This is a genomic window from Salegentibacter salegens, assembly GCF_900142975.1.
GTDB classification, from domain to species: domain Bacteria; phylum Bacteroidota; class Bacteroidia; order Flavobacteriales; family Flavobacteriaceae; genus Salegentibacter; species Salegentibacter salegens.
Window position 1 is genome coordinate 261,364 of record NZ_LT670848.1, and the last position, 25,599, is coordinate 286,962.

Consider the following 25,599-nt stretch of genomic DNA (forward strand, 5'->3'; position numbering starts at 1 on the left):
AAGAAAATTTTAGTTTTTCGTTTCATTGGTGGCTAAGTCCAACTCTAGCCGACCTTCAAATTTAATAGCTAATTGTTGAACTACCAAACCCCAGTTCTGCAGTGGGGCGTTCCATTTCTTTTCAATTCTTCTGGTAGCTAGGTAAACCAGCTTCAATAGTGCCATATCATTGGTAAAAGCGCCTTTGGTCTTGGTTACTTTTCTTACCTGCCGGTGAAAAGCCTCTACGGCATTTGTGGTGTATATGAGTTTTCTAATGGGTGCGGTATATTCAAAATAAGCACTCAATCGGTCCCAGTTATCATTCCAGGAACGGATCACTATGGGATATCTTTTGCCCCATTTTTCTTCCAGATCCAGTAAAGCCGATTCAGCCTGGTCTTTGGTGTCAGCCTTGTACACCAGTTTAAGGTCTTTCATAAAATCTTTTTGATCCTTACTGGCCACATACTTCATACTATTGCGGATCTGGTGGACAATACATAGCTGAATATCAGTCTTGGGATAAACAGAATGAATGGCTTCACTAAAGCCCGTAAGATTATCCGTACAGGCAATCAGAATATCTTTTAAGCCACGGTTGTTTAATTGGGTCAGCACCTGAAGCCAAAAATTGGCCCCTTCACTTTCCGAGATATACATACCCAGCACTTCCTTTCTTCCAGCTTTATTTATTCCTAAAATATTATACAAGGCCTTGTGCTTTACTTTGCCTTCTTCGCGTACCTTGAAGTGCATCGCGTCGAGCCATAGGATGCAATATACCGGCTCCAAGGGGCGATCCTGCCATTCCTTAACCTTGGGAATCACCCGGTCCGTAATATCACTTAGAACGTGTGTGGATATCTTGGAATCATACATTTCCTCTATATGAGCTGAGATATCCCGCAGGCTATTGCCCATCCCGTACATGCCTATAATCTGCTTTTCTAAATTATCGGCCAGGATACGCTGGCGTTTCGCTACGATCTCCGGCTCAAAGGTACTGTTACGATCCTGGGGCGTGTTAATGGTGACGTCCCCTTGGCTGCTCTTTAGGGTCTTTTTGCCTTTGCCATTACGCTTATTACCTGCTTTTGAGCCTTTTTCTTCATCGGAAAGGTGCGAAGACATTTCTGCTTCCAGGGCCTCTTCCATAAACTCCCTAAGCATTGGAGCAAAAGCGCCGTTTTTGCCGGTTAGGGATTCTCCTGATAAAAATTGTTTTAATGCTTTTTCCTTTAATTCCTTAATCTCTTCTTGTGTCATAATCTAGTCTAAAAATTTTAATTTAATTTTCAAAGTCTAGACAGACTTGAGATTACACCCTCTGAAAACCGGCCGGTTTTCTTTTTAAAATAAAATTGATGAAAAAAATTTGCATTTGTTTTTTACTTATTTCTAATGTTCTGCTAAGTCAGGAGCTAAAAAATGCGGCTTATAAAGATGCATCTTTAAGTGTGGAAGCACGAGTAGATGATCTTTTAGCTCTAATGACCTTAGAGGAGAAGATAGGTCAGCTCACGACTCCACTTGGTTGGAAGATGTATACAAAGAGTAGGAATAAAGCAGTTATTAGTGAGCTTTATAAAAAAGAAATTAAAACCCGGCATATCGGCGGTTTGTGGGGATTGCTTAGGGCAGACCCCTGGACGCAAAAAACACTGGAAACCGGCCTTCACCCCAAAGAAGCGGCTAAAATCACGAATGAGATCCAAAAATATGTAATGGAGAACAGTCGTCTGGGAATTCCTCTCTTGCTGGAAGAAGAAGCCATGCATGGTCATATGGCCGTTGGGACTACCGTTTTCCCAACCGCAATTGGTCAGGCAAGCACCTGGAATCCCGATCTCATTAAGAAAATGGCAGAAGCTATAGCCGAAGAAATAAGAGCACAGGGTGCAAATGTGGGTTATGGTCCCATAGTAGATTTGGCAAGAGATCCTAGATGGTCCCGGGTAGAAGAAACATTTGGCGAAGATCCTTACCTAATTTCAGAAATGGGAAAATCTATAATTTCCGGATTTCAGGGAAACACAGCAGAAGACCTTAGAAATGGAAAGCACGTGGCTGCTACTTTAAAACATTTTGCCGCGTATGGAGTTTCAGAAGGAGGGCATAATGGCGGCGCGGTTTATATAGGTGAACGAGATTTATTCCAGAATTTTATGTATCCGGTGAAGGAAGCGGTGGATCTGGGAATCCTTTCCATTATGACGGCATATAGTTCTATTGATGGAATCCCAAGTACAGCCCACAAAAAATTACTCACGAATACTTTGAGAGAAGATTGGGGATTTGAGGGCTTTGTGATTTCAGATCTTGGGAGTATTGAAGGACTTCTGGGAAGCCACCATATTGTTGCTAATGAGGAAGATGCCGCGGCAGTTGCTATGAATGCCGGTGTAGATGCAGATCTTGGAGGAAATGGTTTTGATGATGCTCTAATGAGTGCTGTAAAAGCAGATAAAGTTTCTGAAGATAGAATAGATGAAGCAGTAAGAAGAGTGCTTGGGGTAAAATTTAAATTAGGACTTTTTGATAATCCCTATGTTGATGTTGAAAATGCGGGAAGCGTTGTTCGAAATCCAGATCATATAGAACTGGCTAGGGAAGTCGCTCTACAGTCGGTGACTATGCTAAAAAACGAAAATAAGCTTTTGCCGTTAAGTAAGAATCTTAAAAATATCGCGGTAATCGGTTCTAATGCCGATATGCAATATAACCAGTTGGGAGATTATACGGCACCTCAGGCAAAAGATAATATCGTTACTTTTCTGGAAGGAATTCAGAATAAAATGCCACAGGCAAACATTCGGTATGTAAAGGGAACCGCCGTACGTGATACCACTCAGACTAACATACCGGCAGCTATAGAGGCAGCCAAAAGCGCTGAAGTTGCCATAGTTGTTTTAGGAGGTTCCAGTGCGCGGGATTTCAAAACAGAATATCAGGAAACTGGAGCAGCAATGGTGTCTTCTTCAGAAGATGAAATTTTAAGCGATATGGAAAGCGGTGAAGGTTACGATCGCTCAACCTTACAATTAATGGGGAAACAACTGGAATTATTACAGGCCGTTGTCGCTACAGGTACCCCAACGGTTTTAGTTCTTATTAAAGGCAGGCCCTTATTGCTAAACTGGTCTTCAGAAAATGCCCCTGCTATTCTGGATGCATGGTATCCGGGCCAGGAAGGTGGAAATGCCATTGCCGATGTGCTGTTCGGGGATTTTAATCCTGCAGGGAGATTGCCGGTTTCAGTTCCAAAATCTGTAGGGCAGTTGCCCGTTTATTATAATCACTGGGCTCCGGAACGCAGGGATTATGTAGAAATAGATGCTAAACCATTATATCCTTTTGGTTACGGATTAAGTTATTCAGAATTTGAATATTCAGATTTAAAGGTATCTGTAGAAGCTAAGGGCGTCAATACTAAAGTGAATCTGAGTTTAAAAGTTAAGAATATCAGCGATAAAGATGGAGATGAGGTGGTACAGCTGTATTTAAGGGATATGGTGAGTAGTGTACTTAGCCCCGTGAAGCAATTAAGAGGCTTTGAACGGGTTTCAATCAAATCTGGCGAAACTAAGACCATAAATTTTGAAATCCTTCCGAAAGAATTATCCCTGTTTAATGTGGATATGGAGCAAGTAGCAGAATCAGGAGAATTTAAAGTAATGATAGGAGCTTCTTCTGAAGATATTAGGTTGGAAACTACTTTTGAACTATCAGAAAATATAACTATTAATAAATAAAGAAATTATAGGATGCTGAAAATCAATAAATTTAAAGCCGTTTTAGTTTTTGCCGTGGCGTTTACATTTCAGTTTATCCAGGCACAGGATGAGCAGGGTGTGCACCAGAGATCTGAAGCCTATATGGCACCAACAGATCCTTTAGTGAAGGAAAAACTTTCAAAGTGGGAAAACCAGAAGTTTGGAATGTTGATCCACTGGGGAGTGTATTCGGTTCCGGGAATTATGGAATCCTGGAATTTATGTTCAGAGTCATGGATAGAGCGTGATAGCACTATTGCTTATAACGATTATAAGAAATGGTACTGGAACTTAGATAAAATTTTTAATCCGGTAAATTTTGATCCTGATAGCTGGGCAGATGCAGCTGAGACGGCCGGGATGAAATATATGGTTTTTACTACGAAGCACCATGACGGTTTTAATATGTTCAATACCCAGCAAACAGATTATAAAATTACCAATGGCCCATTTCAAAATCATCCCAAAGCCAACGTAGCGAAACATATTTTTGAAGCTTTTAGGAAAAAGGACTTTATGATTGGCGCGTATTTCTCAAAACCTGACTGGCATTCACAATATTTCTGGTGGGATAAATATGCCACGCCAAATAGAAATGCAAACTACGACATTGAGAAATACGACTGGCGTTGGAATAAATTTAAAGAGTTTTCCTTCAACCAAATTAGCGAGTTGATGCACGATTATGGCAGTATTGATATTCTTTGGTTAGATGGTGGCTGGATACGGCCAAAAGAAACGGTAAATGATGAGGTTAGGGCCTGGGGAGCTCCAATTCCTGAAGCCAGCCAGGAGATAGATATGCCAAAAATTGCAGAAATGGCAAGGGAAGCCCAGCCGGGGATAATCTTTGCAGATCGCACAGTGCACGGCCCTTACGAAAACTATCAAACCCCCGAGCGTAAAATTCCTGAAACCAAACTGGATAATCCCTGGGAAAGCAGTTTGCCATTGGGTAATAACTGGGGATATGTACCAAACGATCCTTTTAAATCGCCTACCGCGGTTATTCATAATCTTATTGAAGTTGTTGCCAAAGGAGGAAACTTGCTCTTAGGAGTTGGTCCAAAGCCCGATGGAACTTTACCTCTGGAAGTAATTGATAAACTGGAAAAGATAGGAAGCTGGTTGGATAAAAATGGGGAGGCTATTTACGATACTCACGCTATAGATAATTATCAGGATGGGAATATTTTTTTTACTGAAAAAGGGAATAAACAGTATACAATTGTAATTTTAGAAGAAGGAAAAGAAATTCCGAAATCAGTTAGCTGGGCTAAAAATTTACCCTCAGAAAATGCAAAGATCAGATTACTTCAAACCGGTAAAAAAGTTGACTTTAAAATAAAGGGAGATAATGTAGAGATTAGGCTTCCTAAAGAGATTCGTTCGGCTAAGAACAGTGCAGCAATCGCTTTTTCCATAGAAAATTAGACAAAAATGTTTAAGAAACTAAATAAAACAATAGCAGGTATTTTTATAGTAACACTGGCATTTTCCTGTGAGGAAAATAAACAGGTGGAAACGCCTGAAGCAGTGGGGCCAACACCTTCCCGGGAGCAACTGGACTGGCATAATATGGAAATGAATGCTTTTATTCATTTTACCACCAATACTTTTACAGATAAAGAATGGGGATATGGAGATGAATCCCCGGAGGTTTTTAATCCAAAAGATATCGATATAGACCAATGGATGCAAACCTTGAAAAAAGCAGGTTTTAAAGGGGTGATCCTTACTGCCAAACACCACGATGGCTTTGCTTTGTATCCTTCGGATTATACTGAACATGATATAGCCAATTCTCCTTATAAGGATGGTGAAGGAGATTTGGTAAAAGAAGTTGCAGAATCTGCCCGGGAACACGGTTTGAAATTCGGAATTTATCTTTCTCCCTGGGATAGAAACCGCGCCGATTATGGGGAGGCATCTTATATTGAATATTATAGAAATCAGCTTAAAGAGGTGTTTACTAACTATGGGAATATTTTTGAAATGTGGTTTGACGGCGCCAATGGCGGTGACGGTTATTACGGAGGAGCTGATGAAGAACGGCGTATAGACAAACAAAATTATTACGACTGGCCAACAACTTTAGCGATGGTTGAAGAGATTCAACCATCAGTATTATTTTTTAGTGATGCCGGGCCCGATCTTCGTTGGGTAGGAAATGAAGACGGAATTGGAGGAAAAACCAATTGGAATATGATTACGCCCGATACCCTTTATGCGGGGAAAGCAGGAATTGGTGATATTCTGTAAACCGGTTCTGAAGATGGAACCGAATGGATCCCTGCAGAGGTTAATACTTCTATTCGTCCGGATTGGTTTTACCACGAAAATGAGGATTCACTGGTTAAAACTCCGCAAGAATTATTTCAGGTTTATCTTCAGTCTGTAGGGCGGGGATCAACCTTGTTACTTAATGTTCCACCAGATAAACGCGGACTTTTCCACGAGAATGATGTGGAGTCATTACTGGGAATGCGCAGAATTATTGATAGTGTATTTGCCAATAATTTAGCTAAAAATGCACAAGTTTCGGTAAGTTACTATCGGGGAGAAAATGAAAATTTTTCTGCCGAAAATTTGATCGATGGAGATCCTGAAACTTTCTGGGCAACCAATGATGATACTATCCAATCTTCTGTAGAAGTAGCATTTGAAAAAGAACAGGAGGTGAATTATGTTTTGCTTCAGGAGTATATAAAATTAGGACAGCGAATTATAAGCTTTAATGTGGAAGCAAAAGTAGATGGCGAATGGAAAGAGGTTGCTGAAGGTACAAGTATAGGATATAAGCGAATTCTTGAAATCCCTTCAGTAAAAACTAAGGCAATAAAGATTAATTTTAAAGATGCCAGGGCAAGCCCTGTAGTTTCTAATCTTGAAATTTATTAAATAACCTGATTATTTTACTTATAGGTGGAACTAAGGGAGGACGGTGATCTTCCCATTTTCACTTCTTTTGGGAATGAATGATAGGATATTTTTAATACAAATGAGTTGGTCAAACCTGTGTATTCGAAATATAACCTTGAAGGGGTTGAATATACTCGCTTAAAGCTTATTAAAATAATCAGGGAATGTCAAAGAGTAGACCTTACATCAAAGAAGCCTGTGTGGAAACTCTAGAACAGGCGATTGCTGCGGAAAAGAAAGGGCAGATCGTATAGAACTTTGCGCCGATTTACATCTTGAGGGATTAACACCACCAGAAGATTTAATCCTTAAGGTATTAAAAGAACTACATATTCCTATACGGGTGATGATTCGTCCCCATGCCGGTAATTTTTTGTATTCTGAAGTAGAAATAATTGAGATGAAAAAAGCAATTATTACTTGTAAAAAATTGGGAGTAGAGGGAGTCGTTTTTGGAGCTTTAAAGGCGGATAAAACTCTGGATATTGATGTAATATCCATTTTAACCAAACTGGCGCTTCCTTTAAATGTGGTGATACATAAAGCTATAGATAATACTCCTGATCTATTAAAAGCACTCGAAGAATTGACAGGGATTAAAGGGATATCGGCCGTGCTTACTTCCGGGGGAGCTGAAACGGCATTTTTAGGACGTGGCGTTTTAAAAGAGATGATTAAAACCTCATCAAATAGAATTGAAATAATGCCGGCAGGAAAAATTAATTCCGAAAATCTTTCAGAAATACATAATTTATTGGGAGCTTCGGCTTATCACGGAAAACAGATTGTAGGAAAACTTAACTAATATGTTATATATTTTAGTTTACAGAAGAACGGAATATTGTTAAGGGAAGTTAGAGTCAATGATGATATTTTGCAATAAGGTTCTTACAGTCTATTGTCAATTTAAATGGAGTTGTGGTTTAATTAAATAGTATTAATAGCAATAGTTATAAACGAAGAATTCTGTTAGAAAGGAAGGAAGAATATATTACTACTAATCATAGGTAAGCATGCACCTGGGTACGGTGGTGCTCCAGACAGGGAAGGGGGGTGACTTTAGATGTGTGCATTATGGCTCCTAATAGGAAAAGCGGTAGTGTGGCTTATCTTTAGGAGTCGCTCGAAAAGAGATGGAAGCCCCTCAGGTGGTGTTAGTAGAAGAAGGTGCCTAAAACTCCGCCATTTAAAATAGATTTAACCCAAAAAATCTTTTAAGTGAAAATTCCGATAACAGAGGGAAAATGGTTAAAAGATAAAGAGTATACATCTATAAAGAATATTTAAGGTGATAATACTATCGGGATCCTGTCCATAGATAGAAGTAGAGATGTCGCTGGGTAATGTTCTACTTGTCGGTTAGCCAATATAAAGATTCAAGTTTCATTTAAGGCTTTAAACAAATAAAGAGAAAAGGTTCCTATTGCAGATATTCACTGTTTTGATGTATTAAACAGTGAAGGCAAAAGAGGAATATTCAATTAATTCTTTTTGATGAATTAATTGAATATTAAATAAAGTTTTGTTTGAGGTGATTCGGTTCTTACAGAAATTCAACATAGAGCCAGTAGATTTTTACAATTTTAACAAGTTGAATCTCTTTTTTATTCACGTAAGCCTAGTTGTGCCTAAGATTATTATATACATAATTTCAGGATATGAGCCAGGGTTTAATAGTAGGTATTTGTAATTAAGGACGAATATTATCAAAAATTAACAAAAAAAAATGATTAACATTTTTTTTTAACTAAAACGTTTTATTACATTAGCTTTTGTTAAAAAATATAAATGTTAAGTATATGCGAAATATGGATTTAAAAGTCTAAAATTTAGCTTTTTTGAATATATATAGCTAAATACTATTCGTTAAACAGTACTAAATCATTTTAGTTTTAATTATTCTAACCAAAAAAATTATTAAATGAAAACACAAATTCAGCCAGAGAAGGCCTCTGTTTTAAAGGAAAGGCACCGTTTATTCGGTTGGCAAGAGAAGAAGTTTTGTATTCTCTTCTTTTGCTTAATTATTTTTGGATTCGGTTATGCGTCTCCTGAATCAGTTACTTTAGTACAGCAACAAGTCGTAACAGGAACAGTTACAGATATAAACAACATGACTCTTCCGGGGGTGACCATCAGGGAAAAAGGAACTAATAATGGTACACAAACAGATTTTGATGGTAATTATTCTCTGGAGGTGAGTTCTACAGATGCTGTGCTTCAATTTTCTTATGTGGGGATGGAGACAATTGAAAGAAGTATTGGAGAAAATCTTGTTGTAGATATAGTAATGGAACAGGATGCTGCGGCACTGGATGAAGTAGTACTTGTGGGTTATGGTACGCAGCAAAAATCAGATTTAACAGGTTCCATAGGTACTGTTAGTGGTGAAGATTTAACAAGAGGCCCGGTTTCAAATCCTTTACAGGGGTTGCAAGGTAGAGTAGCTGGTGTAAAAGTTGCTCTAAATTCTGGATCTCCGTCTTCCAGTCCTCGTGTACTTATAAGAGGAATTGGAACGGTTAACTCTTCTTCTGATCCACTTTATGTGGTGGATGGTGTAGTAATGGAAAGTATTCAGTTTTTAAACCCTAATGATATAGAGAACATGGAAGTGTTGAAGGATGCGTCTTCTACTGCTATTTATGGGGCTAGAGGGGCGAATGGAGTGGTGTTGATTAGTACAAAAAGAGGTGCTAGATCTGAAGGAACTACCATTGGATATGAGGCTTTTGTTAGTGTTGGAGTTTTACCCAAAAAACTCGATCTATTAAACTCTAGTGAGTTTATGGAGGTTCTGGAACGTGGTTTTGATAATCATTCACAATACTCCGACTCTTCTATTCCGACTTTTACTGCAGATGATCCAAATCTTTTTGACGAAAATGGAAATCCTCTGTACGATACAGATTGGCAGGAAGAGGCTACACGAACAGCTGTGTCGCACAATCATCAACTCTCTTTTAGATCCAGAGGTGAAAATTCATCATTTGGAGCATTTCTTAACTATGCAGATATGCAGGGAATTATGCTTAACAGTTTTCAGGAACGGATCAGTGGAAAGATAGCGTATGATGCGGATCCTAAAGAATGGCTTTCTGTAGGTGTTAATTTGCTGGTAAACACCACGACTGAAAATGAGATTGAAGAAGGCGGTGGTGGTAATGTGCCAAGGAGGACTATTATCGAGATGCCGGCAATTTTTCCGGTAAGGTTTCCGGATGGAACATGGAGCAATACCGGTATGATTAGCGATCCGTATGGTTTAGAGACAATGGCTAATCCTGTCCATGTGTTAGAAACGCAAGAGCGTGAGAGAGATAGAACGAAAATTTTCGGAAACTTGTTTACTGAATTTCACATCCTTCCGAATTTGGATTTGAGAACACAAATAGGTTTTGATAGGAATGTTTTTAATGAGCAAAACTATAGTCCTACAGATCTTGCCAATATTTCTTCTCCTAATGGCTTTGCTTCACTGGGTAATAGTAGAAGTCTCTATTGGCAGCAGGAAAATTATTTAACTTATAACAATGACTTTGGTGATCATAGTATCAATGCTGTGGCCGGGTTAAGTTGGCAGCAAAGGACATCAAAAAACTTAGCTTTGTTCTAAGATGAATATGTCTTATATTTGTGTAAAACTATATAGATATGATACCTTCAGATTTCAGGGATTTTTTCGTTAATAGTCCAGCGACTGTTCAACAAGAGATAGTGGCTTCGTTGCTATCATTGTCTTTGCAAGAAAGTGAAGTAAAGGACAGCAACGAGGCAAAAGCAGTTACCTGTCCTCATTGCTCAGAAAAGCGTGTTCGTGCCAATGGCAAGCTCAAAGGCGTTCAACGCTATGTTTGCAATGGCTGTAAGAAGAATTTCAGTGAGACCACAGGTAAGTTTTGGTATAATATAAAAAAGAAAGAGAAGTTAAATCGGTATTTATACTGTTTGTTGTCGGGCTACAGTATCAGGAAAAGTGCAGAAGAGACGGAGATATCAATTCAAACGTCCTTTGATTGGAGACATAAATTGCTCACGTCATTTTCCAGTGTTTCGGTAGAAGAGTTTCAGGGCATAGTCGAAAGCGATGACCTGTTCTTTGCCTACTCAGAAAAAGGAGGACGTCATTTAGGTAGAAAACCGAAAATGCGAGGAGAAAAAGCAAGCAAAGCAGGCATAAGTGATGAAAAAGTAGCTGTAGTGGCAACTTGTGATAGATCTGGAAACAAAGACTTTAAAGTGGCCACAAGAGGTCGTATCAGTAAAGAGGATCTGAATAGAATACTTAAAGGGAAACTTGATAAAGCTGACGTACTCTGCAGCGACAGCCATAGAAGTTATGGTGCTTTTGCAAAAGCCAACACAATTGCCCATAAAAAGTTCAACACCTCAAAGGGACAGCGAACCGTAGATAAGGTGTACCATGTCCAGAATGTAAACAATATGGATATGAGATTGAGAAAGTTCATGGATTCTTTCAATGGGGTAGCTACAAAATACTTACAGAATTACTTGAATTGGTTCTTGGTACTTGAAAAAATCAAGAACTCAACCAGTAAAATGGCAACAGTTACAGCCATTGCCTTTGCTTCAAATAGCGCATGGTACGAGTACAAACAACAACTATTCAATATGCTAATTAGAACTTAGCCAAAAACTTTTATGTGAGTGCTACAGGATTTTCTGATGATACGTTTAGTTATAATAGGATACAAGCAGCCAGCGAACCCGGAGCACCTGAATCCGGTTATGATGAATGGAGTATGAACTCATATTTCTTTAGGGGAAGTTATAATTATCTTCAAAAATATTTAGTCACGTTCACAGGTAGAATGGACGGTTCTTCAAGGTTTGGAGCAAATAATAAGTATGGTTTTTTCCCATCAGTTGGTGTAGGGTATGTGTTATCTGAAGAGTCTTTTTGGGAAGATATGGAAAGTACTGTTAATTTATTAAAATTTAGAGCTAGTTATGGAATTACCGGAAACACCGAAATTCCAACATACCAATCCTTGGGAACCCTTTCTTCAGGAACTACCTTAATCAACGGCTCACGGGCGTCTATGAGTTATGTTAATAGGTTACCTAATCCAGATTTGGAATGGGAAAAAACAAAACAATTTGATATAGGACTTGATTTGGAATTGTTTAACCGGGGATTAATAGTAAATCTGGATTATTATTACAAACTAACAGAGGATTTGCTCTTGGATCGTCCAATTCCAGCACATACTGGTTTCGGTTCGGTTAGAGATAATATTGGTTCTGTATCAAATGAAGGTATTGAAGTTTTATTGCGAGCTTTTCCTGTTAGGACAGACGACTTTAGTTGGGAAAGTAATTTAAATTTTAGTTATAATAAAAATACGATAGAGAGCTTAGGAGTGAACGATGAAGATATTTTTCCTGGCCCTAATTGGGTTTCAGGAAGCCAGACAATCTTACGTGTGGGAGAATCACTTAGTTCTTTCTGGGGTTATGACCGACTTGGGACCTGGAACACAGATGAGGCAGAGGAAGCTGCTCTAGTAGGAGCTGTGCCTGGTGTGGCTAAGCGTAGCGAGGAGAAAAGAATAATTGGTAATGGAATTCCAGACTGGAATGGTTCTTTTATTAATAATTTTTATTTTAAAAATTTTGATTTAACAGTGGATCTGAACTTTGTTGCGGGCGTTGATATTTTGCAACAAATGTTTCACTCATCAGAGGATAGAACTGGATTATCAAGTGGGTTGGCCAGTCAACTTAATGAAGCATGGACGCCGGACAATCAGAATACAATGGTGCAGCAAATCAGAAATGCACCGTATTCGGGGCAGAATAGTGAAATTGACACCCGTTGGCTTGCTGATGGTTCGTTTCTTCGTGGGAATTTAATTGCTTTAGGATACACTTTGGATCCGCATCTAGTTTCAGATATGGGAATCGAATCACTTCGTGTATATGCCAATGTGCAAAATGCTTTTGTGATTCATTCTGATGAATTTCGTGGCTATGATCCGGAAGCTTCTTCCTGGGGAGGGAATCAGTGGGGACAGAATATATTCTTTCACCAATATCCACGTCCTAGAACTTTTACATTAGGATTTAACGTGCATTTTTAAACAGAAATATTCAAAAAATGAAAAACTATAATATATTTTACTTGTTGATAATCGTCCTTTTTACAACGGGATGTGAAGACTTTTTAGAAGAAACTCCGGTAGACGAAATTGCTTTAGATCAGTACTTTACCGAGCCAGAACACGCTCGAGATGCAGTTAATGCTTTGTATAGGACTGGGGCCATGCAATTATATCCTGGAGACATTTATGCGGGAACAAGGATCATGTTTGGTCCTTATGTTTCGGGGTTTGTTGATAACGACTATAAAGGGCAGGAGGTTCATGTTGGATATGCTCAGGAATTGACTTATGATGAAACCAATCTTTCATTATATTTTAATGGTATGTGGTCTGATATGTATTTGGGTATTTCAAGGGCAAATACGGCTATTAAATATATTCCTGAAGTGGAAGGACTTTCCGAAGGGGAGCGTTCGCAATATCTTGCAGAGGCACATTATTTTCGCGCCTTGAATTATTTTTACCTGGTGAGATTTTTCGGAGGTGTCCCTTTGATTACAAAGCCTTACGAGAGTTTGGGAGACCTGGAATTGGAAAGGAGTAGTCCTGGAGCAATATATGAACTTATAATAGAAGATCTCAATTTTGCCGTTAATGGCTTATCTAGTAGCACTATACCAAATAATAATGGAAGGATAACAAAAGGTGTTGCTCAAACCGTTTTGGCTGATGCATATTTAACCAGAAGCGGAGAAGCGGGAGACGGAGATTATTATTCAGAGGCTGCGGAAGCTGCCAGAAATGTTATAAATTCTGGAGTGTATAACCTTACTCAACATAGCTTTAATTCCAATAACGAATTAGCCGAAAATGGTTCAGCTTACAACAAAATAAAGAACAGTAAACTTCCAGAAAATGAATTCATTTATTATTATGAATACCAAATTGGAATAGCTAATAGTCCTTATCCGGCTTATAGTTACCCCGTTTCGCTTTCTCCAGAGGTGTCTTATGCCATTGTAAATAATGCTTACAGGCCAACTACTGATTTGTTGAATTCTTATAAGGAGGGGCTAGATTTGAGGATTCAAGAGAAGCAATATTTTCATTCATCGGATATTCTTCCTAACGGGGAAGAAGTAGAATTTCAGACTGCTCCACATATGTGGAAGGATGAGGAGGCTCTTTATGAGACAGCGCTTGGCGATAATGCCACACCTATCTATACCTATTCTAATGTTTTGTTAATCGCTGCTGAAGCTATCGCGAAATCGGAAGGAGTTACAGCGGAAGCTGTAGATTATCTTGCTCAAGTAAGGGGAAGAGCTTATTGGCAAGAAGATCCGGAAGCTATAAGAGGCTCACTTTTGAATCTGTCAGAGGAGGAATTCGTAGACGAAGTATTAAAGGAACGAGTTAGAGAGTTGGTTTTCGAATTTACTATTTGGTTTGATATAATTAGAACAGGAAAATTCCCAAGATCTGCAAATGGCGAAATTAATTTTGTGGATGTGGTGGGAGCAACAAATAATTTTGGAGGAACAATTACGGAAACCGACTTATTGTTTCCTATTCCTGAACTTGAAATGCAGCGAAATCCTGCTTTAACGCAAAATCCTGGATATTAATTTAATAGTTTTTAGTTGAATAGTTAGTTTTAGTTGATTAATTAGCCTTAACGGGAATGATACCCCCTCATTCCCGTTATTTTTAGTTCTTTAATAGAATCTGTAATGTTAGGAAATAAATAAGATTGAAAAATTAGTTATTTGAGTTTAGGGTAATCGATTGATGATCCAACCTCACTTAATCAATAGCAGATTTCTACTGCAAAAATGTTTTAAAATAAAATTAATGGTATTCCTTAAGTTTTAGGACTAGACGGGAGTAAGCTCAATACTCAACACCGTTCCCTATAATTCTTGAGGATTCACGGTTATATTTTTTTGAATTTGAACCTAATTATAAGAATTTGAGAATACCCTGCAAAAGTCTGGAAAACTGTTCTTGGTAAGAAGGCTTCAAGGTAAATCATAAATAGATAAACCAATTTAAAATGGAAGAGAAAAAAGAAAATCATAGTATTTCAAGAAGAAAGTTTATAAGCCGTACAGCGACAGTAGCTGCCGGTATTTCTATCGTTCCCAGGCATGTACTTGGGGGGGTTGGGTACAAGGCTCCAAGTGATAAATTAAATATTGCCGGGATAGGTGTAGGTGGTATGGGAAGAGCTAACCTAAGGGAAATGGCTGGAGAAAATATTGTGGCCCTTTGCGATGTAGATTGGAAATATGCCCAAAGAGCTTTTAATGATTATCCCGATGCTAAAAAGTATAAGGACTACCGTAAGATGTTAGAAGAAATGGGCGATGACATTGATGCCGTGGTAATTGCAACTCCAGATCATACCCACGCGGTAACAGCTGCTGAGAGTATGAAGATGGGCAAGCATGTGTATCTTCAGAAACCCCTTACCCACTCTATTTATGAATCCCGTTACCTAACCGAACTCGCAAAAGAAACAGGTGTGGCAACCCAAATGGGCAACCAGGGACATTCTGGAGAAGGCACCAGACTTTTTGCTGAATGGATTCGAAATGGAGAAATTGGCGACCCTATAGAAGCACATTGTTGGACTAACCGTCCCATTTGGCCACAAGGATTGGAAAGACCAGAAAACGAACCTGCTATTCCTTCTAGCCTCGATTGGGACCTCTTTATTGGACCTGCTGAATACAGGCCATATCATCCGGCATATACTCCCTGGAACTGGAGAGCATGGTGGGATTTTGGAACTGGTGCACTAGGTGATATGGGATGTCATATTATGGATCCTGTATATTTTGCTCTTGATTTAGATCATCCTACAGCCTTTCAAGGTAGTTCTTCCCAGGTAAATACAGAAAGTGCTCCAATAGCAGAGAAAGTAATTTATTACTTTCCAGAACAATCTAAGCTAAATAAAATAAAAAGACCAGAACTAAAATTAACCTGGTATGACGGCGGATTATTGCCAGAAAGACCTAAAGGTATTAAACCCGGAAAAGTCCTTGGGGATAATGATGGAGGAGCTATGGTAGTTGGTACTAAAGGAACCATTATTTGTGGAACATATGGCCGTGATCCTTATATCATTGGAAGAGAGGACAATCCACCTCAGACTAAAAAAATAATACCACGTGTTGAAACAAGCCATGAGATGGACTGGGTAAGAGCCTGTAAAGAAAATAAAAACAACCGGGTTGAGGCTAGCTCTCACTTCGGGTATTCCGGACCATTTAATGAGGTTGTAGTAATGGGAAATTTAGCCGTTCGTTTACAGGATCTGAATAAAAAATTAAACTGGGATGGAAAGAATATGAAAATCACCAACATCGGAGAAAGTGAAGAGATTAATGTAGTCACTACCGACAAGTTCACTGTTGTAGACGGAGATCCGAAATTTAATACTCAATATGCTACCATCAATGCCAGGGAAGCGGCTGAACAATATATTAAACATAATTACCGGGACGGCTGGAAATTATCTTAAACAATTCACCTAAGCAAATTATTATCTAATTTAAATTATAATTAATATGACATATCTACCTAAAATTGAAAAGAAAACCATTGCATTACCCCTCTTGCTTCTAGGTATTGTTTTCACAAGCTGTAAAGATCAAAAAGAAAAAGCTGATAACGACCAGAAGAATAATGGGATAGAAGCTAATTCGGAAGAAGTAGCAACTAAAGCAGGTTTGAATGAACTTTCAGCAAAAGAAAAAGAAGAAGGCTGGAAATTACTCTTTGACGGAGAAAGTACAGAAGGCTGGCGAGGTTACGGCAAAGATTCCTTTCCAAAGGGCTGGGTTATTGAAGACGGTGCTCTGAAAGTCCAGGGAAGTGGAGCTGGGGAAGCCGGTGGCGGCGGAGACATCATTTATAAAGATGAATTTAAGGATTTTGAACTTTCTCTTGAGTGGAAGGTTTCTGAAGGTGGAAATAGCGGGATCTTTTACCTGGCCGAGGAAATTGATGATGAACCTATATATAGTTCAGCGCCGGAATTTCAGATACTAGATAATGAAAGACATCCAGATGCAAAATTAGGGAAAAATGGAAATCGCCAGTCAGCCTCTTTATACGATCTAATCCCTGCAGAACCCCAAAACGCCAAACCAGTTGGAGAATGGAATAAAGCCACAATTATTGTATATCGCGGTACAGTAGTTCATTCTCAAAATGGAGAAAATGTGGTAGAATACCATCTGTGGACCGATAAATGGAAAGAAATGGTAGCTAATAGTAAGTTTAAAGACTGGGAAAACTTCCTGAATACAGGAGGAGATGATAAAAAAGGTTATATCGGTCTTCAGGATCATGGTGATGACGTCTGGTTTAGAAATATAAAGATTAAAAAACTTTAAGGTGAAAATTGAGAAAAGTTTTTAAATTTTAATAGGTCGGTTTGATATAAATCGACCTTTTTGTTTAAATAAATATATTAAGTTGATTCTTGAAAAAGTTAGGTTGTTCATTAAAAATGAATTTAATATATATTAGCCCTTTCTATAAAAGAATAATTAATGAAAAAAAAGCGACCTTCGATTAAGGATATTGCAGCTGAATTAAAAACCTCGGTTACTACTGTTTCTTTTGTTTTAAACGGAAAAGCTAAAGAGATGAAAATTTCTGAAGAGATGACTCAAAAGGTGCTTGATTATGCTAATAAGATCAATTATCAGCCAAATCAACTGGCCCAAGGTCTTAGGACCGGTAGGTCTAATATCATCGTATTTATGGTAGAAGATATCTCGAATTATTTCTTTGCTAGAATAGCTAGAATAATCGAAGATATCGCCTATAAAAAAGGCTATAAAGTAATTTTTTGTAGCAATGAAAACAATGATGAAAGGTCTCGTGATCTTTTGAGATTATTTAAAGAACGACAGATAGATGGCTACATTATTATTCCGAGTCCCGGTATTGAAAAGGACATTCAAAATTTGATGAAGGAAAAAATTCCAGTGGTTTTATTTGATAGGTATTTTCCAGGTTTGGAGTCGCACTATGTCGTAATTGATAATAAGGATGCGGCATACAATGCGACCCTTCATCTTATTAAAAATAAATTTAAAAACATTGCTTTTATAACTATTGATACGGGGCAAAATCAAATGCTGGAAAGATTAGAAGGGTACAAAAAAGCTATTCACCAATATGATTTAACAGAAAATATTTTGGCTATTCCTTACAGACCTGATACCGTAAGTTACGTTAAAGCTATTATACGGGATTATATCATGCACCATGATATGGATGCAATATTTTTTGCAACTAATTACCTTACCCAAAGTGGGCTGGAAGCAATTAAAGAAAATTTCCCTCACTTCTTGACTGAATTGGGCCTTATTACTTTTGATGATCATGAAATTTTCAAAATATATAGTCCATCCATATCTGCCATTTCACAGCCACGATTTGAAATAGCAGAAAATCTTATGAGAATTATGATAAGCCTTATCGAGAATTCAAATACACCTCAAAATTTCAATAAAGTTATTTTGAAATCAACTCTTTTTTCAAGAGAATCTACAAAATTCTAGAGAACTTCATTTCTTTAACAGCGTATCTATTTTTTTCGTTTTGAATAAGCCTATTTAAATGTTAAATTTTACAAATTCGGTTCATATTATTAAACAAAAGCTTTTTTCACCTAAATCGATTTAGTAAGTTTAGCAGGTGTTAAATAACGTTAATGAATGAAAAAAAATTAACTTAAGATCAAGGTTACGCTCTTAAAATTTTTTCAGTTATAAAAATAGCATATCTGGTCGTATGTTCTATTGCATATTTAAATCAGAGGTAGCAGTAGAGGAAGGCTTAAAGGTGATACGAGCTGTTAATTAGGAAGAAAATGAATACTTAAATATAGAATGAAAATATTCAAAGACAAAAGGATAGTTTTAACTTTAGATGCGGGAGGGACGAATTTTGTTTTTTCGGCTTTAAGGGGGGGGGAACCTATCACGCCTTTAATAACATTTCCTTCACAATCTAATGATTTAGAAAAATGTCTAAAAACCTTCATAACTGGTTTCGAAAAGGTAAAAGAACTTTTGCTTCCACAGAAAGCAGTGGCAATTAGTTTTGCATTTCCAGGTCCGGCTGAGTATAAAAAAGGGGTAATATTAAATCCACCTAACTTTCCTTCCTTCAAAGAGGGTGTGGCTTTAGGACCTATGCTTGAAGATTATTTTAGCCTACCTACCTTTATCAATAACGACGGTGATCTTTTTACGTATGGAGAAGCTATTGGGGGGTTCTTAAAGGAAATCAATCAAGGATTTCAGGATTATGAAATAAATAAAGATTTTAAAAACCTGATCGGGGTTACACTAGGTACCGGGTTTGGCGGTGGCATCGTTATCAATAATCAAATTTGTATTGGTGATAATTCGGCAGGTGGTGAAGTTTGGTTAATGAGAAATCTTTTGGAATCAGAATTTATAGCAGAGGAAAGTGTCAGTGTTCGTGGTATTCAGTATTACTATAAAGAACTCTCAGGAGAAAAAGGAAATCTAAGTCCTAAAGATATTTTCGAAATTGCAATTGGAGATAAAGAAGGTCACAGGGATGCGGCTATCAATACCTATAATAAAGTAGCGCAAGTAGCTGCAGAAGCATTGGCAAATATCATTACCCTAATTGATGGTGCGGTGGTGATTGGAGGTGGAATTTCAGGTTCGGCTAAATTATTGCTTCCGCAGATTTTGAGACACTTAAATGGGGATATTAAAAACCGGCAAGGGGTAAAATTTAAACGTATAGTGTCTCAAGCATTTTCATTCGAAGAAAAAGACAGTAAAAAGGAATTTTATCTTTCGGCCACAAAGAAAATAAAAGTACCATTCTCTTCAAGGGAAGTTGAGGTTCTTCAGAAGAAAGGAATACCAATAGGAATTTCCCGATTGGGTACTAATAATGCTATTATGCTTGGTGCCTATGCGATTGCTTTAGACCAAATAGAAAAATTCACTCCCCAATACAAGAGGAAGGTGATATAAAATAATTTTTTTAAAATAAAACAATGTCAATTCAAATAAAAAAACAAGCTACGAAATATGATGTGTGTATCGTAGGCTCCGGAGCTGGTGGTGGTATGGCTGCAAAATTACTGGCCGATGCAGGTTTTAAAATAGCCTTATTGGAGGCTGGGCCTGATTTTGATCCTGCAAATAAGGAACAGCGTACACAACTTCGATGGCCCTGGGAATCTCCACGTAGAGGAGCAGGTTCAACCCGACCTTTTGGTGATTTCGATATGGCCTATGGTGGCTGGGAACTGGAAGGAGAACCTTATACACAAAATGAAAATACCGAATTTGCCTGGTTTCGTTCCAGAATGTTAGGTGGGAGAACTAACCATTGGGGACGTATTTCTCTACGTTTCGGACCATTGGATTTTAAACGAAAAGATTTTGATGGCAAAGGTGATAATTGGCCTATAGGTTATGAAGACGTAAAGCCATACTACGATAAGGTAGATAAGTTAATTGGTGTTTTTGGAACCAAAGAAAATATACCTAATGAACCCGATGGTTTTTTTTTACCACCACCCAAACCACGGCTTCACGAATTATACATCAAAAAGGGAGCGAACAAAGCCGGAGTTCCTATGATTCCGTCGCGTCTATCAATCCTTACCAAGCCCGTGAATAAAGAAAGAGGCGCTTGTTTTTTCTGTAATCAGTGTTCTCGTTCTTGTATGGCCTATGCTGACTTTTCTTCATCATCGGTTTTGGTAAAACCGGCTGTGGAAACTGGCAATGTAGATCTTTATGTAAACGCGATGGTAAGAGAAGTCCTAACCAATGGAGATGGTGAAGCGACCGGAGTTTCTTATATAGATAAAGAAGATTTAAGAGACTATGAAATTAAAGCCAAGGTGGTAATTCTGGCCGCCAGTGCTTGTAGTTCAGCACGAATATTACTTAATTCAAAATCGGCCCAGCATCCTAACGGACTTGCCAACTCCAGCGGTGTGGTTGGGAAGTATCTTCACGATTCTACCGGTTCTTCCAGAATGGGATTTATTCCCCAGCTTATGGATAGGGAGCGTTATAACGAAGATGGGGTAGGTGGAATGCACCTGTATACCCCCTGGTGGTTAAATGATAGTAAAGATCTTGGTTTTACCAGGGGTTATCATATAGAATATTGGGGCGGGATGAGTATGCCAGCATATGGTTTTGGATTTAACACACAGGCCTTAAAAGAAATTGCCGGGGATACTTCCCGCAATGCCTACGGAACAGGACTAAAGAAAGACGTGAAAAAGTTCTATGGTGCTACCTTTGGGATGGCAGGCCGGGGAGAAAGTATCCCCCGAAAAGAAAACTATTGTGAAATAGATAATCATACGGTGGATAAGTATGGCATTCCGGTGTTGAAATTTAATTACTCTTGGTCCGATGAAGAAGTCAAACAAGCCCGACATATGCAGGATACTTTTGAAGAGGTAATGCATAATATGGGGGCTGTTCCCTTAGGGGACAAACCAGGAAAAGAAACAAATTACGGACTTGAAAATCCAGGAAAAATTATTCACGAAGTGGGTACAACCAGGATGGGTAAGGATGCAAACAGCTCTGTAGTAAATGAATTTAATCAGGCTCACGATGTTCCCAACCTATTTATAATGGATGGAGGTCCATTTGTTTCTCAAGCCGATAAAAACCCAACCTGGACGATTTTAGCACTGGCCTGGCGTGCTACCGATTATTTAACTGAACAGCTTAAAAAAGGAAATGTATAAAGGTGTAAATTATGGATAGAAGGGAATCATTAAAAACATTAGTTATGGGAGGAATGGCTTCCAGTCTTTTCCTTGGTAGTTGTATAACTGATAAAGAAGCACCTATCGAAGAAGGTGATATAATAGAAGAAAAAGAAGGATACGGAAGAACCCCTGCAGAAGAAGAAAGGGATGAGGAGATATATTCAAAGGAATTTTTTTCTAAAGAAGAAATGGCCACCATTATTATTCTGGCAGACATCATTGTTCCTGAAGATGAAGAATCCGTTTCCGCTAGTGAAGCAGGAGTGCCGGAATTTATCGAATTTATTGTAAAAGATATACCAGGGCATCAACTTCCAATGCGAGGTGGCCTATTGTGGATCAACCGAGAAAGTAGTAAGCGTTTTGACGCAGCTTTTAACGAGATTTCAGAAGAAAATCAGATGGAAATTATAAATCACATGGCCTATCCTAAAGATTTTGAGAAAAATTCACAGGGTTCGATTTTTTTTAGAAATTTCAGAGATCTGGTTGTTACAGGCTATTTTACGAGCGAGCCGGGTTTCAAATACCTCGATTATCGCGGCAATACACCGAATGTTTGGGACGGCGTGCCTTCCCATATTTTAGAAAAACATGGGATGAAATACGATGAAGATTTATTAAAGGTAGCTATGGATCCTGAAACCCGGAATGAGGTTATGGACTGGAACAAATATGAAGTTTAAGGGCAATAATGAAAAGATGAAAAATTCTACAGCCTGGATATTAATATTTTTTACGACTACTCTTCTTTTCAGTGGTCAAATCAATGCCCAGGAAAAGAATAACAATCCTGTCTTTCCAGGGTGGTATGCCGATCCTGAAGGGATTGTTTTTGACGATAAATACTGGATTTTCCCTACTTATTCTGCCCCATATGAGGAACAGGTATTTCTTGATGCTTTTTCTTCAAAAGACCTGGTAAACTGGGAGAAACACGAAAAAATAATTGATACTGCCGAGGTAAAATGGGCTAAGCGTGCAATGTGGGCCCCTGCCATTATTAAAAAGGATGAAGATTATTTCCTGTTTTTTGCAGCTAATGATATTCAAAGTGATGATGAGCTAGGAGGTATTGGTGTGGCAAAAGCTTCTACTCCAGAAGGACCTTACAAAGATCATTTAGGGGAGCCATTAATTGGTAAATTTCATAATGGAGCCCAGCCTATAGACCAGTTCGTCTTTGAAGATAACGGCGAATACTATATGTTTTACGGGGGGTGGCAACATTGTAACGTAGCAAAATTAAATGATGACTTTACCGGGTTCAAATCTTTTGAAGATGGTGAAATTTTTAAAGAAGTGACCCCAGAAGGTTACGTAGAGGGACCGTTTATGTTTAAGCGAGATGGGAAGTATTATTTTATGTGGTCTGAGGGCGGCTGGACCGGCCCCGATTACAGTGTTGCCTATGCTATTGCCGATTCTCCTACCGGCCCATTTAAAAGAATAGGAACCATACTGCAACAAGATCCAGAGATTGCTAATGGCGCCGGACATCATTCGGTAATAAAAACCCCGGGCAAAGATGATTATTACATTGTCTATCACCGCCGTCCGGGAGGGGAAACCGCGCGTGACTCCAGGATGACCTGTATTGATAGAATGTATTTTGATGAAAATGGTCATATAAAACCGGTAGTCATTACTCATGAAGGAGTTAAACCAAATCCAATAAATAAATAAAATATTACTATATGAAAACTAATTTTTTTGTCCTTGCGTTTTGCTTTTTCGCAACTTTTGCCACTGCGCAGGATTACCTTGTAGAGAAGGTTGAAAATCCTGTAGATTGGGTAAGACCACTTATGGGAACAGATTCTAAGCCAAGCATGTCAAATGGAAATGTATACCCGGCCATTGCCCGGCCCTGGGGAATGAACTTTTGGACACCACAAACCGGTAAAATGGGTCACGGTTGGGCCTACCAGTATACTGCCGATAAACTGCGTGGATTTAAACAAACGCATCAACCTTCTCCCTGGATGAATGATTATGGCCAGTTTGCTATTATGCCCGTAACCGGAAAAATTCGTTTTAATGAAGATGCCCGGGCCAGTTGGTTTTCACATAAATCTGAAAAAGTAAATCCGCACTATTACAGCGTATATCTTGCCGATCATGATGTAACTACCGAGATAACACCTACGTCGAGAGCAGCCCGTTTCCGCTTTACTTTTCCGGAATCTGATAGTTCGCATGTGGTTATAGATGCATTGGATATGGGTTCTTATGTAAAGGTTATTCCTGAAGAAAATAAAATAATTGGGTATACCACTAAAAATAGTGGAGGAGTACCAGATAATTTCAAGAACTATTTCATTATAGAATTCGATAAAGAATTTACTGCTTCGCATACATTTAGTGGTGAAGAAATTTCGGAAGACCTGGAAGTTGAGGCTGAACACGTTGGAAGTGTAATCAGTTTTAAAACTGAAAAAGGAGAAGTCATTAATGCAAAGGTAGCTTCATCATTTATAAGTTATGACCAGGCCGAATTAAACCTGAAAGAGATTGGAAATGACGATTTTGAAACCGTAAAAGAAAAAGGCCGCGAAGAATGGAATAAGGAACTTTCCAGAATTAAAGTGGAAGGCGGAACTCCAGATGAAGTAGCAACATTCTATTCAGCATTATACCGTTCCTTGCTTTTTCCACGAAAATTTTATGAATACAATGCTGAAGGTGAAGTGGTGCATTATAGCCCATATAATGGAGAAGTTTTACCGGGTTATATGTTTACCGATACCGGTTTTTGGGATACCTTCCGTTCTTTATTTCCCTTCTTAAATCTAATGTACCCAGAACTAAATGCCAATATCCAAAAAGGCCTGGCCAATGCTTATAAAGAAAGCGGTTGGTTGCCAGAGTGGGCCAGCCCGGGACTTAGGAATATTATGGTAGGAAACAACTCGGCCTCAGTTGTTGCCGATGCTTATTTAAAAACCGATGGGAAGTTTGATTATGATATTGATCTATTATACGAAGCACTTCTAAATGGAGCCAACAATGAAGGGCCTATGACCGCCGTAGGACGTGCGGGGGCTGAATATTATAAGGATCTTGGTTACGTTCCTTATGATGTGGGTATCAATGAAAATGCCGCCAGAACTTTAGAATACGCCTATGACGATTTTGCTATATATCAATTAGCAAAAAAACTAAATCGTCCCAAAGAGGAAATTGAACTTTATAAAAAACGAAGCCTTAACTATAAAAAACTTTATGATCCAGAAACCAAGCTAATGCGTGGGAAGAAAGAGAACGGAGAATTTGTAGAAGATTTTAATCCTTTTAAATGGGGAGATGCCTTTACCGAAGGGAACAGCTGGCATTACTCCTGGTCGGTATTTCACGATCCGCAAGGATTAATCGACCTAATGGGAGGTAAAAAAGAATTTGTAGATCAACTGGATAAGGTTTTCGAAATGCCACCGGTTTTTGATGAAAGCTATTACGGTGGGGTAATCCACGAAATTCGGGAAATGCAAGTTGCCGATATGGGACAATATGCACACGGGAATCAACCAATCCAGCATATGATTTATCTGTATAATTATGCAGGTGAACCATGGAAAGCTCAATATTGGGTGCGAGAAACAATGGATAGAATGTACCAACCTACTCCAGATGGTTATTGTGGCGATGAGGATAATGGACAGACTTCTGCCTGGTATGTATTTTCGGCAATGGGCTTCTATCCCGTTGCCCCGGCAACAGATGAATACGTAATGGGTGCTCCGCTTTTCAAAAAAGTAACAGTAGAACTTGAAAATGGAAACGAGCTTATTATTAATGCTCCTCAAAATAGTGATTCCAATAAGTATATTCAGAAAATGGAATTAAATGGAAAGGATTACACAAAGAATTACTTAAGCCATAAAGAACTGATGAAAGGAGCAGTGATCGATATAGAAATGGGGGATACACCTAATAAGAAGCGAGGAACTAAAAAATCAGATTTCCCGTATTCTTTGACAAATGAACTATAAAGTGTAAGGTTTAGCTTTCAATTTTTATAAACTAAAAATGA

18 protein-coding genes are annotated in these 25,599 nt (G+C 38.5%); 17 read left to right on the forward strand and 1 reads right to left on the reverse strand.

The annotated features are described in order from the left end of the window. Positions 1-9: 9 nt before the first annotated feature. Positions 10-1,248 (reverse strand): IS256 family transposase, encoded by a 1,239-nt coding sequence (locus B5488_RS01125; protein ID WP_079733433.1) that lies wholly within the window; start codon positions 1,246-1,248, stop codon positions 10-12. 98 nt (positions 1,249-1,346) lie between these two features. On the opposite strand from B5488_RS01125, the gene B5488_RS01130 reads away from it, so the two are divergent. From B5488_RS01130 to B5488_RS01205, 17 genes are all read left to right on the forward strand, one after another. Further along, a complete protein-coding gene (locus B5488_RS01130) occupies positions 1,347-3,734 on the forward strand; it encodes a glycoside hydrolase family 3 N-terminal domain-containing protein (protein ID WP_079733601.1) in 2,388 nt (795 codons plus the stop codon). A gap of 12 nt (positions 3,735-3,746) precedes the next feature. Continuing rightward, a complete protein-coding gene (locus B5488_RS01135; protein WP_079733602.1) occupies positions 3,747-5,189 on the forward strand; it encodes an alpha-L-fucosidase in 1,443 nt (480 codons plus the stop codon). A gap of 6 nt (positions 5,190-5,195) precedes the next feature. Continuing rightward, on the forward strand, positions 5,196-6,017 hold the full coding sequence (locus B5488_RS18100) for an alpha-L-fucosidase (protein ID WP_231919784.1): 822 nt from the start codon (positions 5,196-5,198) through the stop codon (positions 6,015-6,017). Positions 6,018-6,044: 27 nt separating this feature from the next. Continuing rightward, positions 6,045-6,656, forward strand: a complete 612-nt coding sequence (locus B5488_RS18105; RefSeq protein WP_262507370.1) for a discoidin domain-containing protein — start codon at positions 6,045-6,047, stop codon at positions 6,654-6,656. Between the two features lie 271 nt (positions 6,657-6,927). Then, positions 6,928-7,482, forward strand: a complete 555-nt coding sequence (locus tag B5488_RS01145) for a copper homeostasis protein CutC (RefSeq protein ID WP_231919842.1) — start codon at positions 6,928-6,930, stop codon at positions 7,480-7,482. Positions 7,483-8,598: 1,116 nt separating this feature from the next. Then, a complete protein-coding gene (locus B5488_RS01150; RefSeq protein WP_079733603.1) occupies positions 8,599-10,293 on the forward strand; it encodes a SusC/RagA family TonB-linked outer membrane protein in 1,695 nt (564 codons plus the stop codon). A 38-nt stretch (positions 10,294-10,331) separates the two neighbouring features. Further along, positions 10,332-11,327 carry an IS1595 family transposase gene (locus B5488_RS01155; RefSeq protein ID WP_079733415.1) on the forward strand — a complete coding sequence of 332 codons (996 nt, stop codon included), beginning with the start codon at positions 10,332-10,334 and terminating at the stop codon, positions 11,325-11,327. A 14-nt stretch (positions 11,328-11,341) separates the two neighbouring features. Further along, the gene (locus B5488_RS01160; protein WP_079733604.1) at positions 11,342-12,781 is read left to right on the forward strand and encodes a SusC/RagA family TonB-linked outer membrane protein; all 1,440 of its coding nucleotides are present in this window, start codon (positions 11,342-11,344) and stop codon (positions 12,779-12,781) included. A 17-nt stretch (positions 12,782-12,798) separates the two neighbouring features. Continuing rightward, complete coding sequence (locus B5488_RS01165) at positions 12,799-14,370, forward strand: RagB/SusD family nutrient uptake outer membrane protein (protein WP_079733605.1); 1,572 nt, start codon at positions 12,799-12,801, stop codon at positions 14,368-14,370. A gap of 428 nt (positions 14,371-14,798) precedes the next feature. Continuing rightward, entirely contained in the window at positions 14,799-16,274 is a 1,476-nt protein-coding gene (locus B5488_RS01170; RefSeq protein WP_079733606.1) for a Gfo/Idh/MocA family protein, read from the forward strand. A 46-nt stretch (positions 16,275-16,320) separates the two neighbouring features. After that, complete coding sequence (locus tag B5488_RS01175; protein WP_079733607.1) at positions 16,321-17,151, forward strand: 3-keto-disaccharide hydrolase; 831 nt, start codon at positions 16,321-16,323, stop codon at positions 17,149-17,151. Positions 17,152-17,310: 159 nt separating this feature from the next. Further along, positions 17,311-18,330: a LacI family DNA-binding transcriptional regulator gene (locus B5488_RS01180; protein ID WP_079733608.1), complete on the forward strand. Its 1,020-nt coding sequence runs from the start codon at positions 17,311-17,313 to the stop codon at positions 18,328-18,330. Between the two features lie 330 nt (positions 18,331-18,660). Next, on the forward strand, positions 18,661-19,791 hold the full coding sequence (locus B5488_RS01185) for an ROK family protein (RefSeq protein ID WP_079733609.1): 1,131 nt from the start codon (positions 18,661-18,663) through the stop codon (positions 19,789-19,791). A gap of 23 nt (positions 19,792-19,814) precedes the next feature. Further along, entirely contained in the window at positions 19,815-21,542 is a 1,728-nt protein-coding gene (locus tag B5488_RS01190; protein WP_079733610.1) for a GMC family oxidoreductase, read from the forward strand. An 11-nt stretch (positions 21,543-21,553) separates the two neighbouring features. Continuing rightward, the gene (locus B5488_RS01195) at positions 21,554-22,252 is read left to right on the forward strand and encodes a gluconate 2-dehydrogenase subunit 3 family protein (RefSeq protein ID WP_079733611.1); all 699 of its coding nucleotides are present in this window, start codon (positions 21,554-21,556) and stop codon (positions 22,250-22,252) included. A gap of 16 nt (positions 22,253-22,268) precedes the next feature. Further along, positions 22,269-23,252, forward strand: a complete 984-nt coding sequence (locus B5488_RS01200) for a glycoside hydrolase family 43 protein (protein WP_079736489.1) — start codon at positions 22,269-22,271, stop codon at positions 23,250-23,252. A gap of 11 nt (positions 23,253-23,263) precedes the next feature. Beyond that, the gene (locus B5488_RS01205; RefSeq protein ID WP_079733612.1) at positions 23,264-25,558 is read left to right on the forward strand and encodes a GH92 family glycosyl hydrolase; all 2,295 of its coding nucleotides are present in this window, start codon (positions 23,264-23,266) and stop codon (positions 25,556-25,558) included. Positions 25,559-25,599: the final 41 nt, after the last annotated feature.